The organism is Agarivorans sp. DSG3-1 (assembly GCF_046774965.1).
In the GTDB taxonomy this organism is placed as follows: Bacteria; Pseudomonadota; Gammaproteobacteria; order Enterobacterales; family Celerinatantimonadaceae; genus Agarivorans.
In genome coordinates this window covers 3,394,023-3,412,383 of the sequence record NZ_CP177241.1, presented here as the reverse complement: position 1 = coordinate 3,412,383, position 18,361 = coordinate 3,394,023, and the positions used below count along the sequence as shown (strand labels likewise).

Here is an 18,361-nt window from a genome sequence, read left to right as displayed (position 1 = left end):
AAGCGATATCCCTAAACATAAAAAAGCCCGATGATAACATCAGGCTTTGAATAGCTGTAGCGTTGAAAAAGATTATGCGTCAATTTTCTTAAATACTAACGAGCCATTTGTGCCGCCAAAACCAAACGAGTTAGATAAGGCGTAATCAATTTTTGCGTTTCGAGCGCTGCCAACAACATAATCTAAATCACAACCTTCACTTGGGTTTTCCAAGTTAATGGTAGGCGGCGCGATTTGATCACGAATAGCGAGTACTGAAATAATCGCTTCAACAGCGCCCGCAGCACCTAATAGATGTCCGGTCATCGATTTAGTTGAGCTAACCAATACATCTTTAGCATGATCACCAAAAACATTTTTCACCGCTTGAGTTTCAGCTACGTCACCAGCAGGTGTCGACGTACCGTGCGCATTGATATAATCAATCACAGAAGCGTCAATGCCAGCGTCTTTAATGGCTGCAGCCATAGAACGTGCTGCACCATCACCGTCGGCTGGTGGTGAAGTCATATGATATGCATCGCCACTCATGCCAAAGCCAACAAGCTCTGCGTAGATTTTAGCGCCACGCGCTTTAGCGGCTTCGTATTCTTCAAGCACTACGACACCAGCACCGTCGCCGAGTACAAAACCATCACGGTCTTTATCCCACGGACGACTTGCTTTCGTTGGGTCGTCGTTGCGAGTAGATAATGCTTTAGCAGCACCAAAGCCACCCATGCCTAAATGGGTAGACGCTTTTTCTGCACCACCGGCTAACATCACTTCAGCGTCGCCATAAGCGATCATGCGCGCCGCTAAGCCAATAGCGTGAGCACCTGTAGTACATGCGGTAGTAACAGCGATATTAGGGCCCTTTAGGCCTTTCATTATCGATAAATGTCCTGACACCATGTTGATAATGGTTGAAGGAACAAAAAACGGACTAATTTTACGTGGTCCATTCTTTAAATAATTTTCATGATTTTGTTCAATTAGACCTAGGCCACCAATGCCTGAGCCAATTGAAACCCCAATGCCGTGAGCATTTGAATCAGTTACTTCAATACCTGCGTCATCAAAGGCCATAAGCCCTGCTGCAATACCGTATTGAATAAACGCGTCCATTTTACGGGCGTCTTTTTTAGTCATGAACTCTTCAACATTGAAGTCTTTCACTAAACCGGCAAAGCGGGTTGGGAATGCTTCTACATCAAAGTGTTCGATTGGGCCAATACCACTTTGACCAGCCTTAATAGCTTGCCAAGTTAATTCAGCGGTATTACCTACTGGTGATAAAGCACCAATACCAGTAACAACGACTCTACGCTTAGTCACTGAAATGCCTCCAGGGGGGATTTACTTATCTTAGGGGGATTCAAAACGGGCGACTGACGTCGCCCACTTTTTTACTAATCTTGATTATTTAGAACGTAATCAATTGCAGCTTGTACAGTAGTGATTTTTTCAGCTTCTTCATCAGGAATTTCAGTATCGAATTCTTCCTCTAAAGCCATAACCAATTCTACTGTATCTAAAGAATCAGCGCCTAGGTCATCTACGAAAGAAGCTTCGTTTTTAACTTCGTCTTCGCTTACACCAAGTTGCTCGATGATGATTTTTTTAACACGTTCTTCAATTGCACTCATGACAATATTTTTCCTTAGTAAATACGCTTCTGCGTTGTTGCGATAGTGTATTCAAACCGAATTACTTTGCAAGCCTAACCGTAGTGGTCTAACCACGTTTTTCGTAGTTATTTTTGTAAAAAACTTGCGATCTATCAATTTTTTGCACATTTTTTAAGCCACTGCTTAAACCATGTACATTCCACCATTAACGTGAATAGTTTCACCTGTTATATAAGCAGCATCTTCGCTGGCTAAAAAGGCAACCGTTTTGGCGATTTCTTGAGCACCACCTAAACGTGCCATAGGCACTTGCGACAAGATAGCACCACGTTGATTATCGTCAAGTGCTCGAGTCATATCTGTTTCAATAAATCCTGGGGCAATCGCATTTACTGTGATTCCGCGAGAAGCCACTTCACGTGCTAAAGAACGCGTAAAACCAAGTACTCCAGCTTTAGCAGCAGCGTAATTCGCTTGGCCTGCATTGCCCATGGTGCCAACGACTGAGCCAATACTGATGATTCGGCCGTTTCGTTTTTTCATCATTGAGCGAAGTACCGCTTTACTCAAACGGAAAATAGACGTTAGGTTAGTATTAATAATATCTTCCCACTCGTCATCTTTCATGCGCATCAACAAGTTATCGCGAGTAATACCAGCATTGTTTACTAGGATATCGATATCCCCGTATTGAGCTTTGATAGCCGCAAACAATTGTTGAATCGAGTCGCTAGAGGTTACGTCCAACGCTAAACCAGTACCGTTTTCACCCATGTAATCAGCAATTGCTTGAGCACCCTTCTCAGATGTAGCTGTACCAATAACTGTAGCGCCTTTTGCTACTAACGTTTCTGCAGTCGCACGGCCAATGCCGCGACTTGCGCCAGTGACTAGTGCAACTTTACCTTGTAAGGTCATTAATAAATCCTCGTTACTTGTTATCTAAAGCTGATTTAATTGACGTTAAATCGTTAATTGCCGCAGCAGCCATAGGTTTATGAATACGTTTTACTAAGCCACTAAGTACTTTTCCTGGGCCACATTCATAAACTGAGTCAATGCCTTTGACTGCCATTGCTTCTACCGTTTCTGTCCAGCGCACTGGGCTATATAGTTGCTTAATTAGCGCTAGTTTAATTGCTTTAGCGTCTTTCTCAATCGCAACGTCTACGTTGTTAATCACGTCAAATTGAGGTGTAGAGAACGTAACACCTTCAATATAACCAGCTAACTCATCTGCTGCTGGTTGCATTAATGCACAGTGAGATGGAACGCTAACAGGCAAAGGAAGTGCACGTTTTGCGCCAGCTTCTTTACACAAAACGTTAGCGCGCTCTACAGCTTCTTTGTGGCCAGCAATAACAACCTGACCAGGTGAGTTAAAGTTAACTGCTGTTACAACTTGGTCATCAGCCGCTTTTTCACAAGCGTCAATAATCTCTTGGTTACCTAAACCGATAATTGCAGACATAGCGCCGATACCTGCTGGTACAGCTTGTTGCATCAGTTGTCCACGATATTCAACCAGTTTTAGCGCGTCAGCAAAATCAAGCACACCTGCACACGTTAAGGCAGAGTACTCACCTAGGCTATGCCCTGCTAATATAGCGGGTTGTTGCCCCCCCTTTTCATTCCACAAACGCCATAGCGCTACAGAGGCAGCTAATAATGCAGGTTGAGTGCGGCTCGTATCGTTTAAATCTTCTGCAGGGCCATTGGCAATAAGTCCTGCCAAGTCGTAACCTAATACGTCTGAAGCCTGTTTAAAGGTGTCGGCAACTACTGCATATTCTCCGGCTAATTCAGCTAGCATACCTACGCTTTGTGAACCTTGACCGGGAAAAACAAATGCTAATTTACTCATCATCTATCCTAATAATTAAAATCTGACTAGGGCACTGCCCCACGCAAAACCACCACCAAAAGCTTCTAGTAATACTAACTGGCCGCGTTGAATGCGTCCGTCACTCACTGCTTCGTCTAAAGCAATAGGAACAGATGCGGCTGAAGTATTACCATGTCGTTCTAAAGTCAGTACAACTTTTTCAAGCGGCATGGCTAGCTTTTTGGCTGTAGCCTTAATAATTCTGAAGTTTGCTTGGTGAGGAACCAACCAATCTAATTCTGTTTTCTCAATATTGTTAGCGGCTAAAGTTTCGGTCACAATTTCGCTTAAACGAGTAACCGCCACTTTGAATACTTCATTGCCGCTCATGCTCATGTAAGACTCCATCTCAGTGCCAGACAAACCACGCTGAGGATGAGGGAGTTTTAATAGATCACCATATCGACCATCGGCGTGGATGTGGGTAGATAAAATACCAGGCTCTTCACTCGCACCTAACAATACACAACCGGCACCGTCGCCAAACAAAATAATGGTAGAGCGATCTTCAGGATCACACATCTGCGATAGCCTATCGGCACCAATCACTAGCGCAGTTTTAACTAAACCACTTTTAATGTATTGGTCGGCAACACTTAAGGCGTAGGTGAAACCTGCACACGCGGCTGCTATATCAAAAGCTGGCACGCCAGGTAGCTCTAACTTAGCTTGTACTTCACAGGCGGCTGCGGGAAAAGCGTTTTCGCTAGAAGTAGTCGCAAGAATAATTAAGCCAATGTCGTTTTTATCTATACCCGCTCGTTCTATTGCTAACTCAGCAGCGTATGCGCCCATATCAGCGACCGTTTCGTCACTAGCAGCGATACGACGTTCCTTAATGCCGGTTCGATCAGTGATCCACTGGTCACTGGTTTCTACCATTTGCTCAAGATCTGAGTTAGTTCTTACATTACTTGGCAGATAACTACCTGTAGATAATATTTTTGAGTACATAAATGACTTAATGCTTATCCATTAATAAAGATTCTAGTTTGTCGGTAATACGGCTTGGCACTTGTTGCTGTATTTCGGCAACCGCTTGGTGAATAGCTTGCAAAAATGCCGTTTCATCGGCATGACCATGGCTCTTGATGACAATTCCGCGCAATCCTAACAGACTAGCGCCATTATACTGGTCGGGGTTCAATTGTTTTAGCTGTGTTTTTAAGCTTGGTAAAAACAAAGTCAGTATAAAACGAGCAAACCAGTTTACGTCGAACTGCTTCTTTAATTTAGCCAATATTAGCTGCGAAACACCTTCGGCGGTTTTTAGCGCGATATTGCCTACAAATCCATCACAAACTATTACGTCAGCTTTACCGCTAAATATTTGATTACCCTCAACAAAGCCAATGTAATTAATTGCGTTAGAGTTTTCAAGAAGTTGCGCAGTCTGTTTTACGACATCATTACCTTTGATTTGTTCCTCACCAATATTTAGTAAGGCTACACGAGGGTGCTTTAAGCCCCATACGCTTTCGGCTAATGATGCCCCCATTACTGCGAACTGCATCAACACTTCAGAGTCACAGCTAGAATTAGCACCGAGATCAAGCAGTAAACTACCCCGTCCATTTTGTTCTGGCAAATGGCTAATTAGCGCTGGACGCTCGATACCTGGCAGAAGTTTTAATACAACTTTTGCCATTGCCATGAGCGCGCCTGTATTACCCGCGCTTACGCAGGCGTCGGCTTGATTCTGGTGTACTAAATCTAAGGCTAAACGCATTGACGACTGACGACGAGAACGTAAAGCAGTTAGTGGTTTATCGTTAGCAGTAACAACTTGAGTGGTGTGAATAAATTCTAAGCGGGGATGCTGAGCGAGTTTATGCTCAATCAATAGGGAATTAATAAAATGCTTGTCACCGATTAAGGTAACATTTAGATGAGGGTAATAGTTAAGTGCCTGCGCAACGGCAGGCACTGTAACATGGGGGCCAACATCGCCCCCCATTGCATCAACTGCAATCGTAAGTTTTTGCAAAATGCAAAAATTTACTTGTTAATTACCTTGTTACCGCGGTAGTAACCGTCAGCAGTAACATGGTGACGGCGGTGAAGCTCGCCTGAAGTTGCGTCAGTTGTTAATGCAACATTGTTTTCAATTGCGTCATGTGAACGACGCATGCCACGTCTTGAACGTGTAACTTTACTTTTCTGAACAGCCATTGACCCAGTCTCCTAGTCTTTCTTTTTTAAACTTTGTAACACTGCAAACGGATTCGGTTTAGATTCTTCCTCTACAATGTCGATTTTTCCAAATACTTGTTCGTCTTGCTTTACTAAACAGTCTTCTAAAGAATGCTTAGGTATAATTGGTAACGCCAGTAACAGCTCGTCTTCAATTAAATCAGCGACTAAAAAGTAGTTGTCTTCATCTAATTGCAGTGGTTCGTAATCTTCAGGTAACTCTTCCACTTGCGATTCATCGCAGACTGGCGAGTAGGTAAACTCAACGTCAATAGCATAGCTAAAAGCTTCACCACAACGTTGGCATTCCAACTCCACCTCAGTTAACGCTTTGCCTTGAACGACAACCAACCCTTGCGGGTCAGTTCCAAAGCGTAACCAGACGTCTACATCACTATTCACTTTCAAGGTTGCATCGCTAAGACGAGGCAATCGTTTGATTTCAAGTGAACCTTGATAATCTAACTTTCGCTTGGCCGTCTTAAACGGGTCAATCTCTACTGGTAATTTCACTTTTTGCATAAGGCGCGCATATTATAGTTACACTCAGTGATAGTCAAAACAATTTCTGCTTTTTTCATGCCTTTAAGCGTCGCTATCACTATAGTTTGCGTTTAAAATCACCAGACTGCTCATTTTGGTTAAAAAACGATGAAAAATCGCCTAGTTTTGGCTTCAAGCTCACCTTTTAGAAAACAACTGCTACAAAAAATTATTTCTGAGTTTAACACTTTCAATCCAGATATAGACGAAACACCTCAACCAAATGAAACGGCTATGCAATTAGTATTGCGTTTAGCAGAGCATAAAGCACTCGCCGGAAAACAAACCTTCCCAGAGCACCTAATTATAGGCTCCGATCAAGTATGTTGTATTAACGGTAATATTGTAGGTAAGCCTGGCAACCACCAAAGTGCGGTAAATCAACTAAGCCAAGCCAGCGGCCAAGTTATCACCTTTTATACGGGCTTAGCGCTATATAACAGTACTACCCAGCAGATGACTAGTTTAGTGGATACTTTTGACGTAGGTTTTCGAGACCTTAGTCCGGAACTCATAGAGCGCTACCTAAAAGCTGAGCAACCTTATCATTGCGCAGGAAGCTTTAAAAGCGAAGGTTCTGGCATTGTTCTGTTTAAACATTTAAGAGGTGATGACCCAAATAGTTTAGTCGGACTGCCGCTAATACAGTTATGTGAGTTATTAGAACAACAAGGCGTAAAACTGCTTGATTAACAGATTGAGGAGGAAATTCCTCCTTAATCTGTTAACTGCTATAAAGGCGTTAGCTTATCTAAATAGCTTTTTAAGCTTGACTCTAAAGGTGCGGTTAAGTGCATCTCTTTTTCTGTAGCAGGATGAGTAAAGCGTATTTGCCATGCATGTAAGAACAAACGATTTAAACCTTGAGATGCTGCCTCACTGAGCAGCTCTCTGCTCGTGTATTTATCATCACCAGCTATGCTATGCCCTTCATATTGGCTGTGAACCCGGATTTGGTGGGTTCGGCCGGTTACGGGGCTAGCTTTCATTAGAGTCATATGAGCAAAGCGACGTTCTATTCGGTAACGTGTTAGTGAAGCTTTACCTTCTTGGTGATCAACGATCACTATTCGTTCACCAGACGCCACTGCGTTTTTACGTAAAGGCGCATCTACCGTTTTCGTAGATTTAGGCCATTGCCCGTGAACTAAGGTGAGGTAATCTTTCTGCACCACTTTCTCTCTAAGTTGCCTATGCATTTCACGTAACGCGCTGCGTTTTTTAGCCACCACCAACAAACCCGAGGTATCTCGGTCAATCCGATGCACTAATTCTAAGTAACGACAATCTTGGCGTAGTGAGCGTAATGCTTCGATAACCCCAAAACTGAGACCACTTCCGCCATGAACGGCCATGCCCGAGGGTTTGTTAATAACCAACAAACAATCATCTTCATATACTATGTGTTGCTCTAACTGCACCACCTGATTCAGTTTATTAGAAGGCAAGCCCGTTTCTTCGGCAACACGAATCGGTGGGATGCGCACAATGTCACTACCCACTACTTTGTATTCGGGTTTAACCCTCTTTTTGTTAACCCTAACCTCCCCTTTGCGTAAAATGCGATAAATACGACTTTTAGGTACCCCTTTCAGCCGTTTTAATAGGAAGTTATCTATTCTTTGTCCAGCCTCGTCGTCACTAACCGTGACCATCTGAACTGCTTTATTTTCGGTATTCATAGCAAAAATTGTAACATGCTCATAAATAATTTGATGGAAAAATATAGCTTTGCTATATTTGTAAGGCTTAAAGTGCCCGTTTTTAAAGGTTTTCCTTATTTGGCACCAACTTTAGAGCGTACTATTTTGTATATTTTGACGCTCTTGATAGTAAGAATTTTCATAGCAACCTGATAGGCAATCACAATTATTTGCCTTAAATCAAAGCTATATAGAATATATTGTTAAGTTCGGCAAGCTCAGCTTGCGGGACTCATTATTTATAGAAGCGCCAAAATGCGCCCTAAGGACTAGAGTAGCTAACCGAGAGGTTACCTGAACACTCTGACATCAAACACAGGGTCTGGCCATTTAAGGCAGGTTAATTGCTGTCCATGAGGTTGTTTAAATCAAACAAACCCCAAGGCAACATAAATGAAAAGAATGTTAATAAATGCGATGCAGCTTGAAGAGATGCGCGTTGCATTGGTCGATGGCCAAAGGCTATACGATCTAGACATAGAAAGTCCTGGTCACGAACAGAAAAAAGCTAACATTTACAAAGGTAAAATCACCCGCGTAGAACCAAGTTTAGAAGCTGCATTTGTAGACTACGGCGCAGAGCGTCACGGTTTCCTTCCGATGAAAGAAATCGCACGTGAATACTTCCCAGAAGGCTACGTCTATCAAGGACGCCCAAGCATTAAAGAAGTAGTAAAAGAAGGCCAAGAAGTTATCGTTCAGATCGACAAAGAAGAACGAGGCAACAAAGGCGCGGCTTTAACTACCTTTATCAGTTTAGCTGGAAGCTACTTAGTATTGATGCCAAACAACCCTCGTGCAGGCGGTATTTCTCGTCGTATCGAAGGTGACGAGCGCACCCAATTAAAAGAAGCAATGAACGGCCTAGAATTACCAAATGGTATGGGTCTTATTGTTCGTACAGCAGGCGTTGGTAAATCAGCTGAAGAATTACAGTGGGATCTAAAAGTATTGCTTAATCACTGGGGTGCTATTACTGACGCTTCTGATTCTAAGCAAGCTCCTTTTCTAATACACCAAGAGAGCAACGTTATTGTACGTGCTATTCGCGATTACTTACGTCGTGATGTTGGTGAGATCTTGATAGACAACAAAACTATATTCGACCAAGCTAAAAAACACATCGAGTTGGTACGCCCTGACTTTGTAAGCCGCGTGAAGCGTTACGAAGGTGAAGTGCCAATGTTCAATCACTATCAGATTGAATCGCAAATTGAATCTGCCTTCCAACGTGAAGTACGTTTACCATCTGGCGGGTCAATTGTTATTGATCCAACAGAAGCGCTAACGTCTATCGATATCAACTCCGCCCGAGCAACCAAAGGCGGCGATATTGAAGAAACAGCACTACAAACTAACTTAGAAGCTTCAGATGAAATTGCACGCCAGTTGCGTTTACGTGACTTGGGCGGTTTGGTTGTTATCGATTTCATCGATATGACGCCAGTTAAAAACCAACGAGAAGTAGAAAATCGTTTCCGTGAAGCCGTTCGTCAAGACAGAGCGCGTGTTCAAGTGGGTCGTATTTCTCGTTTCGGATTATTAGAAATGTCCCGCCAACGTTTACGCCCTTCTTTAGGTGAGTCAAGCACTCATATTTGTCCACGTTGTGATGGTCAAGGGACAATTCGCGATAACGAATCTTTAGCACTTTCTATCTTACGTTTGTTCGAAGAAGAAGCACTTAAAGAAAACACCTCGGAAGTTCATGCTCAAGTACCGGTTCCTGTTGCTGCATACTTGCTTAACGAAAAACGAGTAGCAATTAACAAACTAGAAAAACGTCATAACGTACGTTTGGTGATTATTCCTAATCAACATATGGAAACACCTCACTACGATGTTACACGTGTTCGTAGCGGCGAAGAAACACAAGAGACAAGTTATCAGCTAACCACTGAAAACCCATCTCCTGTTTATCAGCCGAATCAAGTAGCAAAAGAGAAAATCGAAGCTGAGCAACCAGTATTGCAAGGTTTTAGTGCCCCGGCGGCTCCTGCAGCTCCTGCGAAATCTAATAAACCAGTTAAAACTGCCGCAGCAGCCTCTCCTTCTTTATTAGCACGCATTGTTGCTTTCTTTAGTGCCATGTTTGCTACCGAGGAAAAGCCTGCTCCTAAGCAGAACACTCGAAACAAAAACAATAATAACCGTGACAAGCGCAACAATCGTCGTAACAACCAACGCAACGACAAGCGTAATAGCAAAAATTCGGAGCGACAAGAGCGCCCTGAACGTAAAGATCGCAACGAACGTAACGAGCGCGGTGAACGAAGCGAAGGCGCTAAAACCCGTCGTCGTAAGGACCAGCGCAATAAGCCTGCGCGCGATAAGGTTGAAAAGACCGAGACGGTAAAAGAAAATAAGCCAGCTCAAAAAGAGCAAGCACCTAAAGAACAGCAAATTAAAGAACGCAGAGAACGTCGAAACTTACGTAAGAAAGTTCGTGTTAATGCGGAGAAGACTGCTGAGCAACCTAAGGTGCAAGAGCCAGTATTAGTAGAACAAGCAGTACCTGAAAAAGTCGAGCCAAAAACAGTTGCACCTGAGGCACCTGTAGCCGCAACTGAGAACAACGATGCACCTAAGCCAAAGCGTCGTCGTCGTTCTTCAAGCAGCGCCGGACGCAAACGTTTTAATGATTTGCCTAAAGCTGAAACTAGCCCCCAGACCAATGAAGATGCGGTAGATTCTCGTTACCCATCTACAGATTCGACGCAAACACCTGTAGAAGCGGTTAAAGCCGAAGCGCCTGTTGAAGCAGTTAAAGCCGAAGCTCCTGTTGAAGCAGTTAAAACCGAAGCAACTGTTGAAACAGTGAAAGCTGAAGCACCGGTAGAAGCAGTTAAAACCGAAGCTCCGGTAGAAACAGTTAAAACCGAAGCACCGGTAGAAACAGTTAAAACCGAAGCACCGGTAGAAACAGTTAAAACCGAAGCACCGGTAGAAACAGTTAAAACCGAAGCACCAGTAGAAACATTTAAAACCGAAGCACCAGTAGAAACATTTAAAACCGAAGCTCCGGTAGAAGCAGTGAAAGCTGAAGCACCGGTAGAAGCAGTTAAAACCGAAGTACCGGTTGAAGCAGTTAAAGCTGAAGTAAAACCTAAGCGTAGTAATCGCGGTAAGCTTAAACCAAGCAAGGTTGAAGGCAAAGGTAATGCGTCTGCGGTAATGGCTAAGCCAGCACCAGTAAGTGCTCCAGCAATAAGCACTGATGAAGTGAAAAAACCATACGTGCGTAAGCCTGTTACAGTGGGCACACGCAGAGCACAAAATAGTAGCTCTAGCACTTCGGCACAAAGCCCTATGAGCCCTTCAGGCGAATAGGAAAATAAGACACTAAAAAGGCCAGCTTAATGCTGGCCTTTTTTATATTCAACGTCCCGTCCGGAAATAGGTTGTCATAAAGAGGACTTCTTTATGACAAGACCCATTAACTCTAGCCGTAAGCGCACACAACGCGATTACACCTTGGCCTTTAAATTAGGTGTCGTAGCGCGCATCGAAAAAGGCGAAATGGCGTACAAACAAGCACAAGCCCGATTTGGCATTCAGGGGCGTTCAACCGTACTGGTTTGGCTCAGAAAACATGGTAGGCTTGATTGGTCAAAACCTTTTCAGCATCCCCTTATGCCTAATTCAAAAGAAACGCCAGCAGAAACCATTAAGCGCCTTGAGCGTGAGTTAGCCGAAGAGAAGCTCCGTAACCAAATCCTCAATGGTATGGTCGATATCATGGACAATGAATACGGAGCGGGCCTCAGAAAAAAGTACTTATCCGGTACGTCTGGCAAGCGAAAACCGACAGCGAAATAAACCTCGCTGCTGCCTGTCGCGCGGCAGGTATTTCACGGCAATCTATTTATCAGGCGGTCGCCCGAATGGAAAACCGTAGAGCGACGTTATCGGTCATCAAAGACTGGGTAGCGTACTGGCGTAAATATATGCCGCGATTGGGTGGGCGCAAGCTCTACGCGTTGTTAAAACCGACACTGCTTGAGCACAACATTAAACTTGGCCGAGATGAGTTCTTTGCTTATTTGAGACGAGAGGGCTTGCTGGTTAAACCCAAAAGAAGCGTCACCAAAACGACGTTCAGTAAGCACTGGATGAAGAAACATCCGAATCTGCTGAAAGAGGAAGGACTGCATGATGCAGAGCATGTGCTAGTTAGTGATATTACCTACCTTGAATCAGACCAAGGTGTGCATTATCTGTCGCTGGTCACCGATGCGGGTTCTCGTAAAATAGTCGGTCATCACTTGAGTAAGGACATGAAAGCTGACAGCGTAGTGAAAGCGCTAAAGATGGCGGTTAAAGATAAGCGCTATATCGCTAACGCGGTACACCACTCAGACCGAGGCTCACAATACTGCTCGGCTGTTTATCAAGATGAACTATTGATAAACCAAATTCGACCATCGATGACAGACGGCTATGATTGCTACCAAAACGCATTGGCGGAAAGGATAAACGGTATACTGAAGCAAGAGTTTTTACTGTACCGATGTAAGACACTGAAAGAACTAAAGAGACTGGTAAAAGAATCGATAGCGATATACAACACGATGAGACCGCACCTGAGTTTAAATATGGAAACGCCCAATCAGGTGCATAATAGAAAAGGCCAGCTACTGGAGCTGGCCTAAAAGCTGTCAACCTATTTTAGGACGGGTCACATTTTTTTTGCTAAACTTTTAAGCGCTCAATTATAGTGTCACTGGCCTGCTCTATCATTTCAAGAACCTGTTTGAACCCTTGTACACTGCCATAGTAAGGATCGGGTATTTCTTCTCTTTCTACACCACCAACAGGGAGAAAAAGCGCCAGTTTATGAGCATGCTCTGCAGGGCAATGCTTTTCTAAGTAGGCTAGGTTTTTTTTATCTGACGCCAATATTAAATCACACTTAACAAAATCTTTATCAGCAACCTTACGTGAACGAATACCTTTGAACTTATAGCCTTTCTCTTCGGCTATTCTAATCGCTCTGGGATCTGGTTTATCCCCCTTGTGATATCCAGTAGTACCTGCTGAGTCAACTTTAATCTTTAACTTACTTTGCTTTAGTTTTTCCCGTAATACCGCTTCTGCTGTGGTTGAACGACAGATGTTTCCCATGCAAACAACCAATATAGATTTTACACCCGCAATTTTTTCCACAATCAATCCTATAAAAAAGGGCACGTTATGTGCCCTGTTTTGCTTAGTTGAAAAAGCCACCTAGACTGTCGAGCAATTGCTTGCTGTCTTCATTATCGCCCAGTGCTTTTTTAAGTTCTTTGTTCACGGCTTCTTTTGCCTGTCCTTCAAACAACTTTTTCATATCAAGGTTAATTTTAGGCTCTGACCAAGAACCTTTAACATTAATCGGTATATCTAGACCAGCCAAATCATTTTTAGAACCTTGCCCTTCTAAGCTCGCGACAACTTTGGTAATGAAGCTAAAATCTAGGCTTTCTTTGATTAAGTGAGTATTACCGTTGCCATCTATTCTCAACAGCGGCGAAGACATTTGCATTTTCTTAACCGTAGCTACTGATTTACCTAATTGGGCATCAATTACCAGTTCACTGAAATCTGTTTTCTGCTCTTCCTTAGCTTGTTGTTTATCTCCGCCCTTTATTGAAGCTTTAGCACTACGGATCATTTGCGGAATATTCACACCATAAACAGCGCCATCGGTGAACGTAGCATTGACTGGACCAGATATTTTTTGCTTAATCGCTGTAGGAGTTAAACCGACACCTTTAAGATCCAAATCGACATTTAGTCCGCCAGCGATGTATTCAAAACCTGCGGCATCGGTTAATAAGGGTCTTGCTTGTACGCCACTTAGCGTAGCTGTCATTGAATAACTTGCTATCGATTTTTGAGCATTTACAACCGCGTTACTCAACAATTTACCACCGTACAAATCAGCACTTAACTCTTTAAGACGCAAAATACCTTTATTAATGCTCACATGCTGTTTGATATTCTCAATGTGTAATTTTTCGTGCTGTAATTTAGTGATTCTTAATACACCATCTAGATTAACCGTTTTAAGCGCGCTAAGATCTGGCTCTTGCTCAGACTCACTGTTACTTGGTGTAGTTGATTCGCTCTCTTCTTTGGCTGTATCAATGTTGCTTGAGCCAATAAAGTGGGCGGTATCTAAAAGCGGGATAGTGAAGTCAAACTTAACTAAGGGTATCTCGTTTAATACAACGCTACTGCTACCATTAATTTTTGTTTTACCATCTATATCAACAACCAAATTGCTTGATGCAGCTGTTTTTGCGTTAACTACATAAGCTAAATCAAAGCCGGTTTGTATATTCATCGCACCATTGGGTATAGCGGCACCTTGCAAAGATAAACCGTTGTTTACCCCCTTTAGAGCGACTTCACTAAAGTCATTGGCAATAAACAGTAAGCCTTCTGCTTGTTGCTCAACACTCATCTCTCCATCAGTAAACATTAAAGAAAGTGCGAATTTGTTGTCTGCACCTAACTCTAGACCTTCTAAAGAAAAGTTAACCGGTCCAAGTTTCAGCGTTTTGTTTTGTTTTAAATCTATAAGCTCAACGTTGGCATCAACCACGTTTATACCAGACAAGCTTATGTTCCAATCGCTTGGCGCAGAAGCCCCCGAACCAGACTCATTACTTGGCTCTGGTTCAGATTTGTCAGCGCTAGTGTCAGACTGGGTTAAATCATCTAAATTGGTACTGCCGCCGGCATTAGTTTGATGACGTAAACGTAATCCCTGCAGAGAAATGTCACCTACCTCAACGCTTTTACTGAATAACGGCATTAAGGCAACAGACATCTCTGCACCTTCGATACTGAATGTATCACCTTCCCCAAAGTCTGGGTGGTCCAATAAACGCACTTTACCTAGTTCAAAACCAATACTGGGGAAAAAGCGCCAGCCCAAATCACCTTCGATCACTAACTCACGGCCAGTCGCCTGTTTCGTTTTATCAACTAATAGTTGTTTTATATCGTCGGTATTTACCAATGAAACTGCAATAACTACGGCTACAACCAGTGCTGCAACTACAATGACCACACCATATAGCAACTTTTTCATAATTTTCCCTATTAACAAAGCTGTTGAATAATATGCAATTTATCTATAAATGATAATCGAGATCTGCTAGCTTTGCCTCGCTTTTAGCCAGCTTTCATTTTAATTGGTTTAATTCTAGTGAGTTGTTGTTAGCTAAGATGCCAATAAATGGCGAATTTTTGCGTTAATAATATCAATAGCAATCCGGTTTTTTCCACCTCTTGGCACAATCACATCGGCGTACTGCTTAGACGGCTCGACAAACTGCAAAAACATTGGGCGAACAGTGGTGTTGTATTGAGACAACACTGAGTCTAGAGTTCGACCGCGCTCTTTAACATCGCGCTGAATACGTCGAGCTAAACAAATATCTAAAGGTGTATCTACAAAAATACTAATGTCTAGCTGCTCTCTGATAGCAGGGTCTGTAAACAATAGAATCCCTTCTAAAACCACGATTTTTGTAGGTTCAACAGTTTTGGTTTCGTCCATTCGGTTATTCACTTTATAACTGTATTGTGGCTGCTGAATCGCCTGCCCTTGTTTGAGCTGTTTTAAGTGATTAACCAGTAATGCGTGGTCCATAGATTTGGGATGATCATAGTTGGTTAGCTTACGTTCTTCAGGTGTAATGTGGCTCTGATCGTTGTAATAGCTGTCTTCGTTAATCACAGCAATACAATCATCGCCTAACTCATTACGAATGTCGTTTACGATAGTTTGAGAGAAAAGGCTTTTGCCAGAGGCCGATGCCCCAGAAATGCCAATAACGACAATATTATGATCTTGATTTTTCATAGAATTAACCTGGTACTTTTGCCGCAATTATAGGTGCTAACAAAGTATTAGTCATTACGGGAATAGCTTGAAGCAAGATAATTAATCGCAAATTCGTAATAGTTGTTCCATAAGCGCTACGCTACTAGGCATCAACTGCCGCTTAGGGTAATATTGGCAGCCTTGAATCACCTGTTAATTGACTGAGCTTACAGTAGATCACATGACAAACGAACAACGCAAAATCCTGGTAACCAGTGCCTTACCTTATGCCAATGGTCCTATTCACTTAGGCCACTTACTGGAATATATTCAAACCGATATTTGGGTTCGTTTCCAAAAACTTCGCGGCAATACTTGTACCTATGTTTGTGCCGACGATGCACACGGTACGCCTATCATGCTAAAAGCTCAGCAAATGGGGATCACGCCGGAAGAAATGATCAATCAAGTTCAGCTTGAGCACACCGCTGACTTTAAAGAATTCCATATAGAATTTGATAACTATCACTCAACTCATAGCCTCGAAAACCAAACACTATCGGAAGAGATTTACAACAAGTTGAACCAAGCTGGTCATATTAAAACACGTACCATTTCTCAGTTATTCGATCCTGAGAAAAACATGTTTTTGCCTGACCGTTTTGTAAAAGGCACTTGCCCTAAATGTGGTAGCGAAGATCAAAACGGCGACAACTGTGATAATTGTGGTGCTACTTATAGCCCAACAGACTTAGTATCGCCTAAATCAGTTATTTCTGGCGCAGAACCTGTTCTTAAAGATTCAGAGCATTACTTCTTTGACTTACCAGAATTTCAAAACATGCTAAAAGATTGGACCGTCTCTGGCTCACTCCAAGAAGAGATGTCTAACAAACTTAATGAGTGGTTTGAACAAGGTCTACAGCAGTGGGATATTAGCCGTGATGCGCCCTACTTTGGGTTCAAGATTCCGGGTACTGAAGACAAATACTTTTACGTTTGGTTAGATGCACCTATCGGTTACATGGGCAGCTTTAAAAATCTATGTGATAAACGTGACGATTTGGATTTTGATAGCTATTGGAACAAAGATTCAGACGCCGAGGTTTACCACTTCATCGGCAAAGATATTATTTACTTCCACAGCTTATTTTGGCCCGCCATGTTAGAAGGTGCTGGTTACCGCAAACCTACTAGCGTTTATGCCCACGGTTATGTCACCGTTAATGGTGCAAAAATGTCTAAATCTCGCGGTACCTTTATTAAAGCGCGAACCTATTTAGATCATTTAAACCCAGAATACCTGCGTTACTACTACGCAGCTAAGCTTAATAATCGTATCGATGACTTAGATTTAAATCTAGAAGACTTCGCACAACGAGTTAACTCTGATTTAGTAGGCAAGGTTATTAACATTGCCAGCCGCACCGCCGGCTTTATTAGCAAGCGCTTTAACGCCACCTTATCTACGCATGTAAGCAACCAAGCTTTACTTGATGAGTTTGTAGCAGCAGAACAAAACATCGCAGCCTTATACGAAGGACGTGAGTTTGGTAAAGCTATGCGCGAGATTATGGCCTTAGCCGACAAAGCCAACCAATATATTGCAGAAGAAGCACCTTGGCAGCTTGCAAAAAATGAAGACACTCTTGAACGTGCTCACCAGGTATGTTCAATGGGGATTCATTTGTTCCGGGTACTGATCACTTACTTAAAACCAGTACTACCAGAATTAACAGCAAAGGTTGAACAGTTCTTAAATGTAGAACTTAAATGGGCTGATATCGGTAACACCCTTGTAGGCCATGAAATTCAAAGCTTCAAAGCCTTAATGCAACGCATTGATATGGCTAAAGTAGAAGCCATGGTTGATGCCTCTAAAGATAATTTAGTTGCTGCTGTACCAACCAAGGACCAGGAACAGAAAAAAGCTAAAAACACGACGAGTGAAACTGCGATTGAACCTATTGCCGACACAATCAGCTTCGATGAGTTTGCAAAAATTGATTTGCGAATAGCTCGTATCGTTAAAGCCGAGCACGTAGAAAAAGCAGAAAAGCTACTGCGTTTAGAGCTAGATATTGGCACTGAAACTCGCCAAGTATTTGCAGGTATTAAGTCTGCTTATGCGCCAGAAGAGCTGGAAGGCAAGTTAACCGTTATGGTGGCAAACCTAGCGCCAAGAAAAATGCGTTTTGGTGAATCTCAAGGTATGGTGTTAGCCGCTGGACCTGGTGGAAAAGATATTTGGGTGTTAACCCCCGATGATGGCGCCCAGCCAGGAATGCGAGTAATGTAAATTTAAAGGCGCCAATTGGCGCCTTTTTAATAGCTAGAAAAATCGTTATAACTGAGTTTGTCTATTACTGTTATCTCTTGGCTAATAACACGTTCAACCTTTGAATAAGGCGACGCGATTAGCAAATGCTCCAATAACTGTAATAAGGCTACCTCACTGCCTTCCGCGACCACTTCAACATCACCATTAGACAAATTTTTTGCATAGCCACATACTTTTAATTCATTCGCCTTAAGCATTACATGGTATCGATATCCAACACCTTGCACTTTACCCTTGGCCAGTGCTGTTACGCGTTTAAGCTCCATA

At 42.8% G+C, this 18,361-nt stretch carries 17 protein-coding genes; 4 read left to right on the top strand and 13 right to left on the bottom strand.

The annotated features are described in order from the left end of the window. Window positions 1-72 precede the first annotated feature (72 nt). The 8 genes from fabF to yceD form a co-directional block, all read right to left on the bottom strand. Window positions 73-1,317 carry a beta-ketoacyl-ACP synthase II gene (fabF, locus tag ACLD71_RS15800; protein WP_137673294.1) on the bottom strand — a complete coding sequence of 415 codons (1,245 nt, stop codon included), beginning with the start codon at window positions 1,315-1,317 and terminating at the stop codon, window positions 73-75. 74 nt (window positions 1,318-1,391) lie between these two features. Next, window positions 1,392-1,628 carry an acyl carrier protein gene (gene acpP, locus ACLD71_RS15795; protein ID WP_016403339.1) on the bottom strand — a complete coding sequence of 79 codons (237 nt, stop codon included), beginning with the start codon at window positions 1,626-1,628 and terminating at the stop codon, window positions 1,392-1,394. 165 nt (window positions 1,629-1,793) lie between these two features. Then, complete coding sequence (gene fabG / locus ACLD71_RS15790) at window positions 1,794-2,528, bottom strand: 3-oxoacyl-ACP reductase FabG (RefSeq protein ID WP_411991293.1); 735 nt, start codon at window positions 2,526-2,528, stop codon at window positions 1,794-1,796. A gap of 13 nt (window positions 2,529-2,541) precedes the next feature. After that, a complete protein-coding gene (gene fabD / locus ACLD71_RS15785) occupies window positions 2,542-3,474 on the bottom strand; it encodes an ACP S-malonyltransferase (RefSeq protein WP_411994867.1) in 933 nt (310 codons plus the stop codon). Window positions 3,475-3,489: 15 nt separating this feature from the next. Continuing rightward, window positions 3,490-4,449: a beta-ketoacyl-ACP synthase III gene (locus ACLD71_RS15780; RefSeq protein ID WP_411991292.1), complete on the bottom strand. Its 960-nt coding sequence runs from the start codon at window positions 4,447-4,449 to the stop codon at window positions 3,490-3,492. A 7-nt stretch (window positions 4,450-4,456) separates the two neighbouring features. Then, window positions 4,457-5,482, bottom strand: coding sequence for a phosphate acyltransferase PlsX (gene plsX, locus ACLD71_RS15775; RefSeq protein ID WP_137673297.1), 1,026 nt, complete (start codon window positions 5,480-5,482; stop codon window positions 4,457-4,459). Window positions 5,483-5,493: 11 nt separating this feature from the next. Further along, window positions 5,494-5,667 (bottom strand): 50S ribosomal protein L32, encoded by a 174-nt coding sequence (gene rpmF, locus ACLD71_RS15770; RefSeq protein WP_016403344.1) that lies wholly within the window; start codon window positions 5,665-5,667, stop codon window positions 5,494-5,496. A 12-nt stretch (window positions 5,668-5,679) separates the two neighbouring features. After that, complete coding sequence (gene yceD / locus ACLD71_RS15765; protein ID WP_137673298.1) at window positions 5,680-6,210, bottom strand: 23S rRNA accumulation protein YceD; 531 nt, start codon at window positions 6,208-6,210, stop codon at window positions 5,680-5,682. A 129-nt stretch (window positions 6,211-6,339) separates the two neighbouring features. Here yceD and ACLD71_RS15760 point away from each other — a divergent pair, with 129 nt between their 5' ends. Next, the gene (locus ACLD71_RS15760) at window positions 6,340-6,924 is read left to right on the top strand and encodes a Maf family protein (RefSeq protein ID WP_411991291.1); all 585 of its coding nucleotides are present in this window, start codon (window positions 6,340-6,342) and stop codon (window positions 6,922-6,924) included. A 38-nt stretch (window positions 6,925-6,962) separates the two neighbouring features. Here ACLD71_RS15760 and rluC read toward each other — a convergent pair whose 3' ends face one another. After that, complete coding sequence (rluC, locus tag ACLD71_RS15755; RefSeq protein ID WP_411991290.1) at window positions 6,963-7,913, bottom strand: 23S rRNA pseudouridine(955/2504/2580) synthase RluC; 951 nt, start codon at window positions 7,911-7,913, stop codon at window positions 6,963-6,965. A 414-nt stretch (window positions 7,914-8,327) separates the two neighbouring features. Between rluC and rne the strand changes: the two genes are divergently transcribed. Together rne and ACLD71_RS15745 are read left to right on the top strand one after the other, a co-directional pair. Beyond that, window positions 8,328-11,264 carry a ribonuclease E gene (rne, locus tag ACLD71_RS15750; RefSeq protein ID WP_411991289.1) on the top strand — a complete coding sequence of 979 codons (2,937 nt, stop codon included), beginning with the start codon at window positions 8,328-8,330 and terminating at the stop codon, window positions 11,262-11,264. Between the two features lie 93 nt (window positions 11,265-11,357). Next, window positions 11,358-12,586 (top strand): IS3 family transposase gene (locus ACLD71_RS15745; RefSeq protein WP_411991288.1). Its coding sequence is split into 2 segments (ribosomal slippage): window positions 11,358-11,709 and window positions 11,709-12,586, totalling 1,230 coding nucleotides; the frame shifts between segments, so codons are not numbered across the junction. A gap of 40 nt (window positions 12,587-12,626) precedes the next feature. Here ACLD71_RS15745 and ACLD71_RS15740 read toward each other — a convergent pair. The 3 genes from ACLD71_RS15740 to udk form a co-directional block, all read right to left on the bottom strand. Beyond that, entirely contained in the window at window positions 12,627-13,100 is a 474-nt protein-coding gene (locus ACLD71_RS15740) for a low molecular weight protein-tyrosine-phosphatase (RefSeq protein ID WP_137672888.1), read from the bottom strand. A gap of 43 nt (window positions 13,101-13,143) precedes the next feature. Then, window positions 13,144-15,015, bottom strand: a complete 1,872-nt coding sequence (locus tag ACLD71_RS15735; protein ID WP_411991287.1) for an AsmA family protein — start codon at window positions 15,013-15,015, stop codon at window positions 13,144-13,146. 132 nt (window positions 15,016-15,147) lie between these two features. Next, a complete protein-coding gene (gene udk, locus ACLD71_RS15730) occupies window positions 15,148-15,792 on the bottom strand; it encodes a uridine kinase (protein WP_137672890.1) in 645 nt (214 codons plus the stop codon). A 202-nt stretch (window positions 15,793-15,994) separates the two neighbouring features. On the opposite strand from udk, the gene metG reads away from it, so the two are divergent. Beyond that, on the top strand, window positions 15,995-18,052 hold the full coding sequence (gene metG / locus ACLD71_RS15725) for a methionine--tRNA ligase (RefSeq protein WP_411991286.1): 2,058 nt from the start codon (window positions 15,995-15,997) through the stop codon (window positions 18,050-18,052). A 26-nt stretch (window positions 18,053-18,078) separates the two neighbouring features. Here the strand turns inward: metG and ACLD71_RS15720 are convergent, their stop codons facing one another. Next, window positions 18,079-18,360 carry an acylphosphatase gene (locus ACLD71_RS15720; RefSeq protein WP_411991285.1) on the bottom strand — a complete coding sequence of 94 codons (282 nt, stop codon included), beginning with the start codon at window positions 18,358-18,360 and terminating at the stop codon, window positions 18,079-18,081. Window position 18,361: the final 1 nt, after the last annotated feature.